Source organism: Pantoea sp. X-Soil-ISGK-259 (assembly GCF_059730705.1).
Genome location: NZ_AP035986.1, coordinates 347347 through 363454, shown reverse-complemented (window position 1 = coordinate 363454; position 16108 = coordinate 347347). Strand labels below are relative to the sequence as shown.

Here is a 16108-nt window from a genome sequence, read left to right as displayed (position 1 = left end):
CAAACAAACCGCTCCTCAGCCCGAGGAAACTTACGCACTTATAGTGATGGGAGCATACGCCTGTAGCAAAGCATCGCGCCGCCCGGATAAAAACGCAGGGAGCGTTTTTGAACAACGCAACGCGTTGGCCCGGCAACGGGCGCACCTCAGGGATGAGGTGCGTAATCGCCCGCGCTGAGCCTGCCAGGAATGGCGCTTTTGCGTCTTTGCGAAAGGCGTATGTTCCCTGAGCGTGCACCGCAGACCATAACCGCACACATCTCCTCAGCCAACCCAACCCGCTACAACGCTAGTCCTGAACCGGATCCACCTCATTCTCAAGCTTCTGACGCCGCCGCAGATGCGGAAACAACTTCATCCACAACGCCACCACAATCAGCGTACCGATGCCGCCAATTGCTGCCGCAGGTGCTGCGCCCACCCAGGCGGCCAGCAACCCCGACTCAAATTCACCCAGCTGATTCGAGGTATTAATAAATATCGCGTTAACCGCATTCACCCGCCCGCGCATGGTATCCGGCGTATCCAGCTGCACCAGCGCACCGCGAATCACCATACTCACCATATCAAAGCCGCCCAGGGCGCAAAGCGCCAGCAGTGACAGCCAGAGTTGCGTGGAAAGCGCGAATAGCAGGGTCGCAACGCCAAAGCCTGCTACTGAGCCAAACATAATCATCCCGACATGTTTTTCCAGTTTATGACGGCTCAGCCAGATACCCACCAGCAACGCCCCCACCGATGGCGCACCGCGCAACATCCCCAGCCCCCAGGGCCCGGTGTGCAGAATATCTTTGGCAAAAATCGGCAGCAGCGCCGTCGCGCCGCCCAGTAACACCGCGAACAGATCGAGTGAAATCACCCCAAGCACATCTTTACGGTCACGGATAAAGTGAATACCGGCAAACAGATTCTTTAAATTCATTGGCAAACGGGCCTGAACCGGGCGCTCATAGCGCAGCAGACTCACCAGCGTCAGCGAAATCAGATAAAAGAGCCCGGAAACGCCATACACCACATGCGGGCCAGCAACATAAAGCAGCCCGCCAAGCGTTGGCCCGACAATCACTGCCGCCTGCCCGCCAACTGAATTCATCGCCATGGCTCGTGCCAGAATCGAAGGAGGCACCAGTGAGGGCAACATCGAAGACATCGCCGGCCACTCCAGCGCTTTTGCCACCGCAATCATAAACACCAGCCCCCAAAGCGCGGTCTTATCGGCAGTATGAAATAAGGTAAGCACCACTAATGCCAGCAGTGCGACAAATTCCACCAGTTGGCCGAACAGGACGATGCGCCGCCGGTCATACTGATCCGCCAGATGACCCGCTGGCAGCGCCAGCAACACCGACGGCAGAAACTGCATCAGGCCAATCATCCCTAACGCCATTGCGCTGTTGGTCAGCGCATAGATTTGCCAGCTGATCGCCACCGAGAACATCTGAAAACCAAATGATGAGCAGGTGCGCGCCAGCCAGAAGGCGACAAAAGTCCGATGTCGCCACAGCGACTCTTCCGCTGCGGATGCCATAAATCCCATGTCTTATCCCAAATCAGGTGAGAAAACCCGCGTCGTTGCGCGGTGTTATTGGTGTAAATGTTGACGATACAAGGTTAACAGACCCGGATGAGAGCGCAGGGTCTTCGGCTCCAGCCCTGTCTTACTGCGCAATACGCTGCATTACTTTGCAGTAACGGTGTGTCAGCCCCATCCTGATTATTAACAACCTATTGATACCGACCATTGAATATATTCCAGCACATCATCAGATACCAAAGGAATTATCATCTCACTGTTAATAGGTATATTTACTTTCTAATCCAACAAAAGGGTGATTTGGATTATGCAGTTGATCTATATTTATTCACGCGTTTAAAAAAATGCGATTTTTTATATGCTTAATTATCAATAAATCCTTTTTATTGCATTTCGTAGAGATAATGAAAAACAGTTTATATAACCCTTATGTTACTGAACCTATTCATCACGTTAAGCGTAATGTCACAGGCATTTGCTATAGCGTGCCTTATCTTGAGCAAAACCAGGACCGCGGAAATATACTTAATACAAACAACATTGTTTCATTGCACAACAAAATTGCAAGTGAAGAAGCATTAATGATTGTTCCGGTTGGCGATATTCGTTTGCAGGAAATGATCGCGATTCCGGACGCCTATGCACATTTACAAAATGAGCGCGTCCGGATTGGAATAAATTATTCCAGCTTAGCTGCGAACAGTGCGTCACTGCTTGAATTAACAACGAAATTTGATTTCTGGCTTTATGATTTTGCACCGCCGGGAGCAGACTGGCGACTACTTGAATCCTTTCCTTTTTCAGGTATTGTTTTAACTGAATCGTTCTTCAGTGATAATTACGAAAAATTTACCTTTCCCTTTTTTATGGCGACATTCCGTGAAAAAGGTGCAGAGGTCATCGTGCGATGTCATACGCCGCCTTTAACCGCTGAACAGTTTACTGAGATAAACATCAGCGGCTGGCAACAGCAACGCTCGGATGGCGATCTTATTAGCGGCTGATTCATAAATCCTGCCTTCCGGCGTTAAGGGCACATGGCGGTGCGCTTAACGTCCTTTAATCCCTCATAAAATGTCGTATTACTCCAATTGTTAAGCGCTTTAAGCTAAAAAAATCAAACCTCGATCTAATTTTGCTATAACATTTAACACAAAGGGACCGTCTGTCTTATCGGAAGAGATACTCAAGAACACCTTTAATCATTTGTACTTGATAACTGGAAACAGCCTATCTGGTTGTTTTCGTGTGTTTTATGGCAACGAAACGAGGTCGATATTATGGGGAAAAACTCCTCATCTTTTGGCGTAATTCGTTTCCTGACAGTACTGTTCGCAGTGCTGACGGGCGCGTTTATGCTGATTGGCGGTGGCTGGTTAGCCGCCATTGGTGGTTCCTGGTATTACGTTTTCGGCGGTGTGATCATGCTTATCACCGCTTATCTGCTTTCCCGTCGCAAAAGCACCGCGCTGGTTCTTTATGCGCTGCTGCTGATCGGCACCCTGATTTGGGGCGTGTGGGAAGTGGGTACCGACTTCTGGGCACTGGCACCACGCACTGATGTGCTGGTGATCTTCGGTGTCTGGCTGATCCTGCCGTTTGTTTATCGCAGCTTCAATGCCGGCAGCAAAGCGGCACTGGGTTCGATGGCTGTCGCGCTGATTGCCAGTGCCATCGTGCTGGCTTATGCGGTATTCAACGATCCGCAGGTTATCAACGGGTCTGTACCAGAAACCGCTGACAACGCTCCGCAGGCTACGCCGCTGAGCAACATCCCGGATGCTGACTGGCCCGCGTATGCGCGCGATCAGCAGGGAACCCGTTTCTCGCCGCTGAAGCAGATTAATCACCAGAACGTGAAAGAGTTGCAGGTTGCCTGGCAGTTCCAGACAGGCGACATGAAAACCCCTAACGATCCAGGTGAAATCACCGACGAAGTGACCCCGATTAAAATCCGCGACACGCTTTATCTCTGTTCGCCACACCAGATTCTGTTTGCGCTGGATGCGGCAACCGGTAAGCAGAAGTGGAAGTTCGATCCGGGCATGAAGGTGAACCCGACCTTCCAGCACGTGACCTGTCGCGGTGTCTCTTACCACGAAGTGCCCGCAGCAGCCGATGCAGCGAACACTCAGCCTGCTATCTGCTCACGTCGTATTTATCTGCCTGTGAACGATGGCCGTCTGTTTGCGCTGGACGCAGAGACTGGCGAACGCTGCCCGTCCTTTGGTGTCAACGGCGAGCTGGATCTCCAGCATAAACAGCCTGTCACCACAGCAGGTATGTACGAGCCAACTTCTCCGCCGGTGATTACCAATACCACCATCGTGATGGCGGGTGCGGTTACCGATAACTTCTCGACTCGCGAGCCATCAGGCGTGATTCGTGGCTTTGATGTGAATACCGGCAAACTGCTGTGGGTATTTGATCCGGGCGCGAAAGACCCGAATGCTATTCCGGCTGATGAACACACCTTCACCATGAACTCTCCTAACTCATGGGCCCCGGCAGTTTACGATCCGAAACTGGATACCGTTTACCTGCCAATGGGTGTGACCACGCCGGATATCTGGGGCGGCAACCGCACGCCAGAGCAGGAACGTTATGCGAGCAGCGTACTGGCCCTGAACGCCACGACCGGTAAGCTGGTCTGGTCTTATCAGACCGTGCATCACGACCTGTGGGATATGGATCTGCCGTCTCAGCCGACACTGGCTGATATCACCGATAAAGATGGCAACACCGTACCGGTTGTTTACGCGCCAGCCAAAACCGGCAATATCTTTGTGCTGGATCGTCGCACCGGCAAGCCAGTAGTTCCCGCGCCAGAAACGCCAGTGCCACAGGGTGCCGCTAAAGGCGACCATGTTGCTGCCACTCAACCCTACTCTGAGCTGACCTTCCGTCCGAAACAGAACCTGACGGACAAGGACATGTGGGGCGCGACGATGTTCGACCAGCTGGTGTGCCGCGTGATCTTCAAGCGTCTGCGCTATGAAGGTCCGTTCACGCCGCCATCTGAGCAGGGCACGCTGGTCTTCCCGGGTAACCTCGGTATGTTCGAATGGGGCGGCATCGCAGTCGATCCTAATCGTCAGATCGCGATTGCTAACCCAATGGCGCTGCCGTTTGTCTCTAAGCTGGTTCCACGTGGCCCGGGCAACCCGATTGAGCCGCCGAAAGGTGCTGAGGGTGGTTCAGGTACGGAAACCGGTATTCAGCCACAGTATGGCGTGCCGTATGGCGTCGAGCTGAACCCGTTCCTGTCACCGTTTGGTCTGCCTTGTAAACAGCCTGCCTGGGGTTATGTCTCCGCGGTGGATCTGAAGACCAACAACGTGGTCTGGAAACAGCGTATCGGTACCGTTCGCGACAGCGCACCGGTTCCGCTGCCGTTCAAAATGGGTATGCCAATGCTGGGTGGTCCTGTCACCACCGCGGGCAAGGTATTCTTCATTGGAGCGACCGCAGATAACTACCTGCGTGCTTTCAGCACCGATACCGGCGAACTGCTCTGGGAAGCACGTCTGCCAGCAGGCGGTCAGGCGACGCCGATGACCTATGAAGTGAATGGCAAGCAGTATGTTGTCATCGCGGCGGGTGGTCATGGCTCGTTTGGTACCAAGCTGGGTGACTATGTGATTGCCTACGCATTACCTGATCAGAAGTAATTCACTGGAAAGTGAATAACAAAAGGCGGACTCCGGTCCGCCTTTTTTTGATCGCGCTATTTCTGCATTCCGCGCCAGTTAAGCCACGCGCAAAATAACATTACTCCGCAGGTTGCCAGAAACACGGGTCGCATCCCAAACGCACCGGCGATCACCCCACCAAACAGCGGGCCGCTCACCTGGCCGATATATTGCGCCGAGGTCGAAAACCCCAGCATCCGCCCCAGCTGTGAGGCCGGCACGTTATGGCGAATAATTGCCGTGATGCACGGCATCAATCCGCCCAGGGCCATCCCCATCAGAAAACGTAATAACACCAGTTGCCAGGCTGCCGTGATAAATGCCTGTGGAATCAGCAGCAGCCCGCTGATTACCAGACCGCCAGTCAGTACCCGCCAGTGCCCCACCCGATCGGCCAGACGACCCAGTCGGGGTGCCGCCAGGATCGTGCCCAGCGCCGCAGCAGACATCACCAGTCCGGCTACCACTGTGACCTGATGGTCACCCCGCACAAACTCGCCCACATAGAGCGTGATAATCGGCTCAATCGACATGCTGGCGAAAATCAGCAACATGCCGGAGAGCCACATCAGCCGCACCAGATTGTGGTTAACCGGCTGCTCTGCAGGCAGCTGTTGCGGATTGCCGCGCGACGTCGCCGCAGCACGTGGCAACTCTCTGAGTAAAAAGGTGGTGGCGAGGAAAGCGAGAAAAATTACCGCGCCCGTCAGCCAGAAAGTCTGACGGATGCCAATCAGCGGCGGCAAGACGCCCCCAAGCAGCGGCCCGACCACGTTGCCCGCCATAATGCCCGAGGAGAGGATGCCCAGCGCCCAGCCGGTCTGCGCTTTAGGGGTTTGCGCTGCCACCAGAATGGTCGATCCCGATGCGTAGCCGCCCAGCAGCCCCGCCAGCAGGCGCAGCGCCACCAGTTGCCACGGCGCCGTCGCCATGCCAATCAGCGACATCGCAATCGCCATTCCGAGACTGGCCCGAATCAGCATCAGTTTACGACCATAACGATCAGCCAGCCGGCCCCACAACGGTGCCGTCAGCGCGGCGCTGAAAAAGGTTGCGCCATAGGCCAGGCCGGACCAGCGGGCAATAGCCGCAGGCTGCTCAACACCCAGTTGCTGAATATAGAGCGGCAGAAACGGCAGCAGCAGCGTCATCGCCACGATAGTGGTAAAAGAGCCAGCGACGCAGACTGCTAAATTCCGTTTCCAGTGTTGAAACTCTGCCGTTTCGGGTAACTGTTGCATGGTGATATCCGTTGAATGATCAGGGATACAGGCTAACCGGAGTCGCACAGCAACAACAGTCCTGGCAGAATAGTTACTCTGTGGCGCTGATTGTTGTCAGCAGGCAACAATCAACCTGGATTTAGGGCCTCAACCAGTGCATCACACAGTAGCGTCACCGGTGACACCGGGTCGGGATGGTCGTGAAGCAGGAGATAGCTTTGCAGGCGATCCATCTGCCACTCCGGCAGCAGCTGCTGGATATCCCCACGCGCCATCGCCTCCTGCGCCATGTAGGAAGGCAAATAGGCGATGCCACTGCCCGCCAGCGCGGCATTAAGCAGCGCCATGCTGTTGTTGGCGCGAAAACGACTGCGCACGTCCAGCGCCAGTCGCTGTTTATCCCGGCGGAACGGCAGCGCGGCGGTGTGTGCCGGACCATGGAACATCAGCAGGTCGTGGCGCGGCAGCATTTCGGGGTGGGTGATGGCGGGCCGCTGCGCCAGATAAGCGGGCGCGGCATAGAGTCCCCAGTCGATATCGCTCAATACCCGGAAATTGCCCTGCTGCGGGGATCGGGATCGGATCACAATCGCCAGATCCGTCTGATCGTCCAGCCGATCATGATTGCGATCGGTCAGATCAAGATCAACGTTGATATGCAGATGACGACGCAGAAAACGGTTCAGAACAGGAACGACACACTGGCAGCCGAAGGTGACGGGTGCCTGAAGTCGGATATGGCCGGCGGGCTGCTGATGCAACTGCTGCACAAAGGCTTCGGCACGCTGCACTTCAGCCAGCATTCGCACACAGTAGGGATAGTATGCCTGGCCCATCTCGGTGAGTGCCAGCCGCCGCGTAGTGCGCTGCAATAATCGGATACCGAGCCGCAACTCCAGCCGGGCGATCTCCCGACTGACATGGGATTTGGACCAGCCCAGTGCGCGGGCCGCTTCACTGAAACTCTGTAATTCTACTACCCGAGCAAATACCAGCATGGCGGTTAAATTCGCGCCGTTTTCCATGTTTCCCGACTCCGAAAATAAAGGGATGCTGGCAACAAACTAACACGTTCAGGCTGGGACGCTGTGGCGGGCGGGAAAAAAAGCGAGGCAGAGGCAGGAGGAGAATGGTGCAGAGCGCGGGCCGACCTTCCCGTCTGCTGGCTGTGACGGGAAGATCTTATCAGGCATCAGCTGGCCATCGCCAGGGGGAACAGCAGCCGATCCGGCTCGACGCGACGCTGACGGCGCAACTGGCCCGGCGTCATCATGAAATAGTTTTTAAAGGTGCGGGTGTAGGCCTGCTGGGTATCGAAGCCGTAGTTCATCGCCACCTGCAGTATCGCTTCGTTGCTGCTCAGCAACGTGAGCGCAGACTCGGTCAGGCGGCGCTGACGGATATATTCTGCCAGTGAAAAACCAGTATGCTGTCGAAACAGGCGTTGCAGATGCCAGCGCGAATAGCCTGAGCGGCGCGCCACTTCATCCAGGTGCAGATCGTGTCCTAAGTTATTCTCAATCCAGTCCAGCAAACTCCGAATAAACTCGCGCTGATTCATGGTTCCTCCTGTCGATTCTGATGTGCAGTGGAACCACTTTACTTGTTTAAATTTATCCCTTAATTAGCAGAAAATTAGCGCAGAATTAGCAAGGACGGAAACGGGTGCCGCATTGCGCGGCCAGACGCGACTCCAGCAAAACGTTAAGGCCGGCAGACTGCCAAAATAATTTGTGCTGAGGCAAGGGCGAATCCCCAAGAGCTGACATCAGTCAGTGAATGGGGTGAGCAAAAGCAGCCAGTGCCGCTACAGTGCGAAGTAAGAGAACAGCGGTCCGCCAAAATAATTCGTGCTGTGGCAAGGCGGCAAATGCGCGAATCCCCGGGAGCTGACATCAGTCAGTGACTGGGGTGAGCAAAAGCAGCCAACGCCGCCACAGTGCGAAGTATGACGGCGGAAGGATAATTCTGGCCTAACAATTAGTGAGTAAACTCTCTCTTATCTTTATGAAGGAGATCAGCCATGCGCGTGTTACTGGTTGAAGATGATGAAATGATCGGCGCTAACCTGCAGCAGGCACTGCAGGGCGCGGGCTGGTCGGTGGATTGGGTGCGCGATGGCGTCTATGCCCAGAACGCCTGGAGCGAAGGCGGCTACAGCTGCGTGCTGCTCGATCTCGGCTTACCACGGGATGATGGCCTGCAGGTCCTGCGCCGGGCGCGCGGGCGCGGCGACGCGACGCCAGTACTCATTCTTACTGCACGCGACACGGTGGCGCAGCGGATTCAGGGACTCGACAGCGGTGCTGACGACTACCTGCTTAAACCGTTCGATTTACAGGAAGTCATGGCCCGGATGCGCGCCATTACCCGACGCAGCCACGGCGCGGCAGATTCCGTATTGGGCAGCGGCGATGTGCAGCTGGATATGATGACCCGTGAAGTGCTCTACAAAGGCCAGCGTGAACAGCTTACGGCGCGCGAATATGCCCTGCTCTACGCCCTGCTGGAGCGGCCGGGCGCTATTCTGTCACGCGAGCAGCTGGAAAACCGTATCTATGGCTGGGGCGATGAAGTCAGCAGCAACGCGGTGGATGTGTTGATCCACGGGATGCGCCGCAAGCTGGATAACGACGTGATCCGCAACGTGCGCGGTCTGGGCTGGCGGGTGCCGGCAATATGAAACCTTTTCGCTTTATGCGCTCACTGCGCAACAAATTACTCTCTACGCTGCTGATTATTCATCTGCTGATGATCGGTGGCGTCACCTGGTATTTCTTCAGCTGCTACGGCGATATGGTCGGCACCATGAAGGACGATCAGCTGGCCAAAATCGCGGATGCCTGGTCCACCAATAAACAGATGCCCGCCCTGATGCCGATGCTTATTGCGCCTGACAAGGCGAAAAGCGCCTTTGTGGTGCAGCTATGGGACGATCAGGGTCAGTTGCGCGCCAGCTCATGGCCGGAGCTGCAGGCCCCGCTGCAAAACCAGCGTGGCTATCGCGACGTCCATATCGGTCAGTGCGACGACTGTGAATGGCGCATCTATACCCGGCCCGGCTTGCCTGGCAGTGAGATTAAAACCATTCAGGTGATGCACAACCTCAGCTACATGAAGGCATTGATGGTCAAGCGGGCGCTGTCGGCGATCATTCCGATGATCCTGATGATGCCGCTGTCGCTGCTGGTGATCTGGCTGGTCGTACGCAAGATCACCCGGGATCTGCAGGTCGCTTCGCGTCAGATTGCCGCGCAGGAGACGCATCATCCGCACAACGTCTCACCGGAAGGTTTACCGGATGAGATCCTGCCGCTGGTGGCCGCCTATAACTCGCTGCTGAGTAAACTGCGTGAGGCCTGGTCGTCACAGCGTCAGTTCCTGGAAGACGCCGCCCATGAACTGCGCACGCCGGTAACGGCCGTGACGTTACAGCTGGAAAACCTGCGTCAGCATATTCAGCCAGGCGAAGCGAGCCGGCAGTTCAGCCAGCTGGAAGCGGGCGTGACACGTACCCGTCACCTGGTCACGCAATTACTCAATGTCTCACGCCAGGATGACCAGAGCGTGGTCGCCAGCGTTGAGCATATCGAACTGGAAGATCTGCTGAAAGAGAGCATTGAGCAGCTGATGGTCGTGGCGGATAAACGCGGCATCGATATCGGCTTTAATGGCTCCACGCAGTACCGTCTGCAGGCCAGCCGTTCCGAGCTGCGAAGCCTGTTCGATAATCTGATTGGTAACGCCATGCTACACACCCCGGAAGGTAGCCTGGTCGATGTACTGCTGCATCGGGTTGCCGGAAAGACCGTGGTCGATATTGTGGATAACGGGCCGGGCATGCCGGAATCCTTTATCGAGCGCGCATTTGATCGCTTTACCCGTTCGCCTGACGTTAAAGCCCAGGGTAGCGGCCTGGGATTATCCATTGTGCGCAACGTCGCTCAAAAGCATCAGATTCACGTCGCCCTTTCCAATTGCCTCTCGCCACAGGGTGCAATTTGTGGTTTGCAGGTTCGCGTTACACTTCCCTGATTCCCGCTGTTTGATCACGAACCAGACAACGTAAACGGTTGCCTGGTTCCGTTCGATCCACGCCGTTATTGTGAAGCTCATCACATTTTAGCTGAATTGTAATGCAACACTTTTTGACAAACGTGAGCAAAATCTATTTTCTATCGATCTGTTACAGGCACGCTACGCGGGCTGAAGAACTGGCTGTTATTTGCTGTGAAACCCTCATTCCCATCAAGGGACCGATTTTTCTCTGACTGCGTCTGCTGTGCGGCGGTCAAAAGCATGTGGCTGATAATAATGAAATATAAAACGTTGATAGCAGGTGCCGTGCTGGCATGTTCATTGAGTGGTGCTGCGCAGGCAGCGGAAAGCGATCCGCAGTATGTCTCCGACTGGTGGCATCAGAGCGTAAACGTGGTCGGTAGTTACCACACGCGTTTCGGACCGCAGTTTAACAACGACGTTTATCTGGAATATGAAGCGTTTGCCAGGAAAGACTGGTTTGATTTCTACGGCTATCTCGACGTGCCTAACTTCTTCGGCGTGGGCAACAGCAATGCCAATGGCGTGTTCGACCACGGTTCACCGATGTTTATGGAGATTGAACCACGCTTCTCTATCGACAAGCTGACCGGCACCAGCCTGGCCTTTGGCCCGTTCAAAGAGTGGTATTTCGCCAACAACTACATTTACGACATGGGCCGTAACAGCGATAACCGCCAGAACACCTGGTACATGGGTCTGGGCACCGATATCGATACGCACAGCGATGTCGGCCTGTCGCTGAACGTCTATGCCAAATATCAGTGGGAAAACTACGGCGCGGCGAACGAAAACAGCTGGGATGGCTATCGCTTTAAGGTGAAATACTTCGTGCCAATCACCACGCTGTGGGGTGGTAACCTGGGCTATGTGGGCTTCACCAACTTCGACTGGGGTTCCGATCTCAATGAGAAAGGCGGTTCATCACGCACCAGCAACTCTATTGCCTCCAGCCACATTCTGTCCCTGGGTTACGATCACTGGCACTTCTCTGCGGTGGCGCGTTACTTCCATAACGGCGGACAGTGGGCGGATGGCCAGGAGCTGAACTTCGGCAAGGGTCCGTTTGAAGTGAAATCGACCGGCTGGGGTTACTACCTGGTGGCGGGTTATAACTTCTGATAATAGCGGGCGGTTGCAACAACCGCCCGTTTAGTCGGTGAGCTGGCCCAGGACATCACGCATCAGGGCCAGCTTTTCAGCTGCAGGCTAATCTGATAAGCACTGCATCTGCTCTGCATTTAATTCTGCGGCTTCTCAACATTGATGCGCCATGGAATGTTGAATTTATCAATGAACATCGCGAATCCGTTCGACCAGAACGTCTCCTGCCATGGCGTCGTCACTTTGCCGCCTGCCGATAATTTCTCAAACCAGGCTTTGCCCTTTTCAACATCATGGGTAGAGAGGCTGACCGCGTAACCCGCATGCTCTGACGCTGGAGGCTGTTCGGTATTGCCATCGCTGAGCATCAGCTCACCGTCACCAATGCGTAATTGCGCATGCATGATCTTTTCTGGCGGCTGTGGCGCTGCGGACTCATCGCCGACCTGCTCACCCTGATCCGGCATATCACCGAATTTCATTTTAGAGAGTAACTCTCCACCGGTTGCCTGCAGGTAAAAGTCGATAGCCTCTTCACAACGGCCATAGAGAAACAGATAAGGACTAACTTGCATCGTAACCTCTATTTGTCGGTTGGATTTTTTCAGTACCTTAACAGTGTAGACGATCGACTTTACGTACTGATTTTACTGACAATAACGGCGAAAGAGTTGTGCCATATAACTGCTCATTGGGGTCAGCGTCGTGTCTTTGCGCTGAATCAGATAGAAGATCGCTTTCGGCAAAGGGTCATCGAGCGACAGTGCCACAAGCGAACGGCCCAGAATGGGATCGTCAATCACGTCGACCGACAGAATACTGATGAAATCACTTTGTGCCACCAGGCTGGTGCAGGCCATAAAGGTTTCACAGGTCACCACGATTTTAGGTGCCATGCCGCGCTCGCCAAACAGATCGTGCAGCAAGCGATAGTAACTGCCTTTCGGGGTTGGCATCGTCCAGTCTGCCTGCTGTAATTCTGCCAGAGAACGGGCTTTCTCCAGCGGATGGCCTTTGCGCACCACCACTTTGTACTCGCGTTCCATTACCCGCTCATACATCAGCTCCTGATCGAGATGGCTCTGGTCATACGTATTGATAGTGAAATCAAGCGCTCCCTGACGCAGCTCATGCACCATTGAGACCAGCTGGCCTTCAACAATGCGCACCTTCACGAGTGGGTATTCGCGATGAAACTGGTTTATCACCTGCGGCATGATGGTGCGGGCCACGCTGCCACCCACGCCAATATTCACCTGACCGCCGCCCAGCCCCAATCGCTGCTGGATATCCTCTTCGGCGACCCGCAGCTCTGCCAGTACCAGGCTGGCATGACGAAAAAAGTTATCACCGATATCGGTCAGCACGACACCCTGCTGACGGCGGATAAACAGCTTTGCCCCCAACTCGCGCTCCAGCTCCTGAATCGCTTTGGTTAACGCCGGTTGCGACAGCCCGGAAAGTCGGCTTGCCGCCCGGATACTGCCCTGTCGCGCCACGTCAGTGAAAGCGCGCAGCTGATGAAGTTTGAGATTGGCAGACATAGTTTTTCGATAACCGTTGTTTATCAGTCACAAGATATTCGCATCTTATGCCGCCCAACTCCATTGTGTAGATTCGATGCAGTGCATAAAAAATCAACAACGAGGAGAGAGCCGATGAGACCCCTTTCAGAGCACGTCTGCGCCCTGCTGCCAAAGCTGCAACAGTGGCGTCGCGACTTCCATCACTACGCCGAATCGGGCTGGCTGGAGTTCCGCACCGCGACGTTAGTCGCAGAAGAACTGCATAAGCTCGGTTATCAACTGAAGCTGGGCCGTGAAGTGATCGACGCCGATGCGCGGATGGGCTTACCTGACGAAGCCGTACTGAAGCAGCAGGAGGCGCGCGCGCTAAAGCAGGGCGCGCTACCGCAGTGGATCAGCCACTTCTCCGGCGGATTCTGCGGCATTGTGGCGACACTTGAGACCGGTCGCCCCGGTCCGGTGATGGGCTTTCGCGTCGATATGGATGCACTGGATCTCAATGAAAGCCAGGCCGACGATCATCTGCCACAGCGTGAAGGGTTCGCCTCCTGCAACGCCGGCATGATGCACGCCTGCGCCCATGACGGTCACACCACCATTGGTCTGGGCCTCGCTTCCGTGCTGATGGCGATGAAAGATGAACTCAGCGGCACAATCAAACTGATCTTCCAGCCCGCCGAAGAGGGTGTGCGTGGTGCCAAAGCGATGGTCGCGGCGGGCGTGGTCGATGACGTTGAGCGTTTCACCGCAATTCATATCGGTACCGGCGTGCCGGCAGGCGAAGTGGTATGCGGCAGCGACAGCTTCCTGGCTACTACCAAGCTGGATGTTCACTTCACCGGCGTCGGTGCTCATGCGGGCGGTCGCCCGGAAGAGGGGCGCAACGCCCTGCTGGCTGCCGCACAGGCGACGCTGGCGCTGCATGGCTTAACACAGCACAGCGGCGGCGTGGCGCGGGTTAACGTTGGCGTGCTACAGGCAGGAACCGGCCGCAATGTGGTGGCCGACTGCGCCCTGCTGAAAGTCGAAACCCGTGGCGTCACTAATCAGGTTAATGACGATATTTATCAGCAGGCGCTGCGGGTGATTGCCGGTGCAGCCGCGATGTATGGCGTTGAGCAGCAGGTTTCATTAATGGGTGCTGCACGCAGCTGTACCCCGACGCAACCGTGGGTCGATTTTATCCATCAGCAGGCAGATGCACTCGGCATATTCGACTCTGTGGTCGATCGTAAAGCGCAGGCGGCAGGTTCGGAAGATGCCACTTACATGATGGAGCGCGTAAAGCAGCGTGGCGGCCAGGCCTCTTACGTCATTTTTGGCTGTGACCTGGCGGCGGGTCACCACAATGCGAAATTCGACTTTGATGAGCGGGTCATGCCAGACGCCATCACGTTGCTGACAACACTGACGCTGAATCAGGCACAGTTCGGAGGATCACGATGATAGAAGCATTTATTGCCGGGTATATCGATCGCCATCAGCTCCGCTTCAGCACGCTCAGTGACGCCATCTGGGACACGCCGGAAACCCGTTTTGCCGAAACCCGATCCTCTGCTCTGCTGGCTGACGCGCTGGAAAAAGAAGGATTCACTGTGGAACGCGGTGTGGGTGGCATCGACACCGCCTTTATCGCCAGCGTGGGCAGCGGCAAGCCGGTGCTCGCTATCCTCGGCGAGTTCGATGCGCTGGCTGGTCTGAGCCAGCAGTCGGGCTGTGCACGGCCGCAGCCGCTGGAGGCTAACGGCAACGGACACGGCTGCGGCCACAACCTGCTCGGTACAGCAGGTGTAGCCGCGGTGTGCGCCGTAAAAGCCTGGATGGAACAGCATCACACGGGCGGCACGGTTCGCTTTTACGGTTGCCCTGGCGAAGAAGGCGGATCGGGCAAAACTTTTATGGTGCGCGAAGGGCTGTTTGACGACGTTGATGCCGCGGTAACCTGGCATCCTGAAGGCTTCAGCGGCATGTTCAATTTGCGCACGCTCGCCAATATCCAGGCGGCGTTCAGCTTTAAAGGCATCGCGGCGCACGCGGCCAACTCTCCCCACCTGGGCCGCAGCGCGCTGGATGCCGTCACGCTGATGAATACCGGTGCCAACTTTCTGCGCGAGCATATCGTGCAGGAAGCGCGTCTGCACTACGCCATCACCAATAGCGGTGGCGTTTCACCGAATGTGGTGCAGGCCGATGCAGAGGTGCTTTACCTGATTCGCGCCCCGGAACTGCCGCAGGCGCAGGCGATCTACGAACGGGTGATTAACATCGCCAGGGGCGCTGCACTGATGACCGACACCACGCTGACCGTGCGTTTTGACAAAGCCTGTTCAGACTACGTGCCTAATCGTGCACTTGAAGCGGTCATGGAGCGCTATTTGCATCAGTTTGGTTTGCCCGACTACAGCGACGAAGAGCGCGCGTTTGCGGCGGAACTGCGTGCCACTCTGACCGATGACGATCTGCGCAACGCCCGGCTCAATGCCGCCCGTACGGGTGGCGAAGCCGGTCATGCCTGGGCTGCGCAACTGGGCAATAAGCTGTTCATGGATGAGGTCGCGCCCTATGCGGTTACGCGTGAGCTGCTGTATGGCTCCACCGATGTCGGCGATGTCAGCTGGGTGACGCCGACCGCACAGTGCTTTGCGCCCTGTTTTACCTTCGGCACGCCGCTGCACACCTGGCAACTGGTGGCGCAGGGCCGCACCACTATCGGGCATAAGGGGATGTTTCTGGCAGGCAAAGTGATGGCGGCCACGGTGTTAACACTGCTAACGGATCCGCAGGCGCTGGCTGGCTGCCGGGCCGAGTTTGAACGGGTGCGCGCCGCGCAGCCTTATATCTGTCCGATCCCGGCGGGGATCACACCAACAAAACTGGCCGAATGAGCCACCGGCCGTGTCTCTGACACGGACCACTATAAAAATAGTGCAAACACATCCCTGCTTCAGCGGAGCCGACTCTGAACTCACC

Annotated in this window: 13 protein-coding genes; 7 read left to right on the top strand and 6 right to left on the bottom strand. The window is 55.9% G+C overall.

The features are described 5' to 3' along the window. Positions 1-289 precede the first annotated feature (289 nt). Positions 290-1537, bottom strand: a complete 1248-nt coding sequence (locus AC6I77_RS01610) for an MFS transporter (RefSeq protein ID WP_003855675.1) — start codon at positions 1535-1537, stop codon at positions 290-292. Positions 1538-1938: 401 nt separating this feature from the next. Here AC6I77_RS01610 and AC6I77_RS01605 point away from each other — a divergent pair, with 401 nt between their 5' ends. Together AC6I77_RS01605 and AC6I77_RS01600 are read left to right on the top strand one after the other, a co-directional pair. Next, complete coding sequence (locus AC6I77_RS01605) at positions 1939-2538, top strand: hypothetical protein (protein ID WP_033763389.1); 600 nt, start codon at positions 1939-1941, stop codon at positions 2536-2538. A 276-nt stretch (positions 2539-2814) separates the two neighbouring features. Then, the gene (locus tag AC6I77_RS01600; protein WP_008926635.1) at positions 2815-5205 is read left to right on the top strand and encodes a glucose/quinate/shikimate family membrane-bound PQQ-dependent dehydrogenase; all 2391 of its coding nucleotides are present in this window, start codon (positions 2815-2817) and stop codon (positions 5203-5205) included. A gap of 56 nt (positions 5206-5261) precedes the next feature. Here AC6I77_RS01600 and AC6I77_RS01595 read toward each other — a convergent pair whose 3' ends face one another. From AC6I77_RS01595 to AC6I77_RS01585, 3 genes are all read right to left on the bottom strand, one after another. Continuing rightward, positions 5262-6467 carry an MFS transporter gene (locus AC6I77_RS01595; RefSeq protein ID WP_105099491.1) on the bottom strand — a complete coding sequence of 402 codons (1206 nt, stop codon included), beginning with the start codon at positions 6465-6467 and terminating at the stop codon, positions 5262-5264. A gap of 110 nt (positions 6468-6577) precedes the next feature. Continuing rightward, on the bottom strand, positions 6578-7474 hold the full coding sequence (locus AC6I77_RS01590) for a LysR family transcriptional regulator (RefSeq protein WP_039660644.1): 897 nt from the start codon (positions 7472-7474) through the stop codon (positions 6578-6580). 167 nt (positions 7475-7641) lie between these two features. Continuing rightward, positions 7642-8010 carry a helix-turn-helix domain-containing protein gene (locus tag AC6I77_RS01585; protein WP_003855685.1) on the bottom strand — a complete coding sequence of 123 codons (369 nt, stop codon included), beginning with the start codon at positions 8008-8010 and terminating at the stop codon, positions 7642-7644. Positions 8011-8472: 462 nt separating this feature from the next. On the opposite strand from AC6I77_RS01585, the gene AC6I77_RS01580 reads away from it, so the two are divergent. From AC6I77_RS01580 to AC6I77_RS01570, 3 genes are all read left to right on the top strand, one after another. After that, positions 8473-9132, top strand: a complete 660-nt coding sequence (locus AC6I77_RS01580; protein WP_003855687.1) for a response regulator — start codon at positions 8473-8475, stop codon at positions 9130-9132. Further along, positions 9129-10484 carry a sensor histidine kinase gene (locus tag AC6I77_RS01575; RefSeq protein WP_003855688.1) on the top strand — a complete coding sequence of 452 codons (1356 nt, stop codon included), beginning with the start codon at positions 9129-9131 and terminating at the stop codon, positions 10482-10484. Before AC6I77_RS01580 ends, AC6I77_RS01575 begins: the two co-directional genes overlap by 4 nt. A 279-nt stretch (positions 10485-10763) precedes the next feature. After that, complete coding sequence (locus tag AC6I77_RS01570) at positions 10764-11630, top strand: nucleoside-specific channel-forming protein Tsx (RefSeq protein ID WP_033743432.1); 867 nt, start codon at positions 10764-10766, stop codon at positions 11628-11630. A 119-nt stretch (positions 11631-11749) separates the two neighbouring features. Here the strand turns inward: AC6I77_RS01570 and yjdN are convergent, their stop codons facing one another. Continuing rightward, positions 11750-12187, bottom strand: coding sequence for a VOC family metalloprotein YjdN (gene yjdN, locus AC6I77_RS01565; RefSeq protein ID WP_003855690.1), 438 nt, complete (start codon positions 12185-12187; stop codon positions 11750-11752). A gap of 72 nt (positions 12188-12259) precedes the next feature. Beyond that, positions 12260-13156 carry a LysR family transcriptional regulator gene (locus tag AC6I77_RS01560; RefSeq protein ID WP_003855692.1) on the bottom strand — a complete coding sequence of 299 codons (897 nt, stop codon included), beginning with the start codon at positions 13154-13156 and terminating at the stop codon, positions 12260-12262. Between the two features lie 114 nt (positions 13157-13270). Here AC6I77_RS01560 and AC6I77_RS01555 point away from each other — a divergent pair, with 114 nt between their 5' ends. Together AC6I77_RS01555 and AC6I77_RS01550 are read left to right on the top strand one after the other, a co-directional pair. Then, the gene (locus AC6I77_RS01555; RefSeq protein ID WP_286865711.1) at positions 13271-14584 is read left to right on the top strand and encodes an amidohydrolase; all 1314 of its coding nucleotides are present in this window, start codon (positions 13271-13273) and stop codon (positions 14582-14584) included. Further along, the gene (locus AC6I77_RS01550) at positions 14581-16023 is read left to right on the top strand and encodes a M20 family metallopeptidase (RefSeq protein ID WP_003855696.1); all 1443 of its coding nucleotides are present in this window, start codon (positions 14581-14583) and stop codon (positions 16021-16023) included. Before AC6I77_RS01555 ends, AC6I77_RS01550 begins: the two co-directional genes overlap by 4 nt. Positions 16024-16108 lie beyond the last annotated feature (85 nt).

What these genes read in the sequence shown, in the direction of transcription:
- AC6I77_RS01610 (WP_003855675.1), bottom strand. Translation starts at nt 1,537, where the DNA reads ATGGGATTTATGGCATCCGCAGCGGAAGAGTCGCTGTGGCGACATCGG.
- AC6I77_RS01605 (WP_033763389.1), top strand. Translation starts at nt 1,939, where the DNA reads ATGAAAAACAGTTTATATAACCCTTATGTTACTGAACCTATTCATCAC.
- AC6I77_RS01600 (WP_008926635.1), top strand. Translation starts at nt 2,815, where the DNA reads ATGGGGAAAAACTCCTCATCTTTTGGCGTAATTCGTTTCCTGACAGTA.
- AC6I77_RS01595 (WP_105099491.1), bottom strand. Translation starts at nt 6,467, where the DNA reads ATGCAACAGTTACCCGAAACGGCAGAGTTTCAACACTGGAAACGGAAT.
- AC6I77_RS01590 (WP_039660644.1), bottom strand. Translation starts at nt 7,474, where the DNA reads ATGGAAAACGGCGCGAATTTAACCGCCATGCTGGTATTTGCTCGGGTA.
- AC6I77_RS01585 (WP_003855685.1), bottom strand. Translation starts at nt 8,010, where the DNA reads ATGAATCAGCGCGAGTTTATTCGGAGTTTGCTGGACTGGATTGAGAAT.
- AC6I77_RS01580 (WP_003855687.1), top strand. Translation starts at nt 8,473, where the DNA reads ATGCGCGTGTTACTGGTTGAAGATGATGAAATGATCGGCGCTAACCTG.
- AC6I77_RS01575 (WP_003855688.1), top strand. Translation starts at nt 9,129, where the DNA reads ATGAAACCTTTTCGCTTTATGCGCTCACTGCGCAACAAATTACTCTCT.
- AC6I77_RS01570 (WP_033743432.1), top strand. Translation starts at nt 10,764, where the DNA reads ATGAAATATAAAACGTTGATAGCAGGTGCCGTGCTGGCATGTTCATTG.
- yjdN (WP_003855690.1), bottom strand. Translation starts at nt 12,187, where the DNA reads ATGCAAGTTAGTCCTTATCTGTTTCTCTATGGCCGTTGTGAAGAGGCT.
- AC6I77_RS01560 (WP_003855692.1), bottom strand. Translation starts at nt 13,156, where the DNA reads ATGTCTGCCAATCTCAAACTTCATCAGCTGCGCGCTTTCACTGACGTG.
- AC6I77_RS01555 (WP_286865711.1), top strand. Translation starts at nt 13,271, where the DNA reads ATGAGACCCCTTTCAGAGCACGTCTGCGCCCTGCTGCCAAAGCTGCAA.
- AC6I77_RS01550 (WP_003855696.1), top strand. Translation starts at nt 14,581, where the DNA reads ATGATAGAAGCATTTATTGCCGGGTATATCGATCGCCATCAGCTCCGC.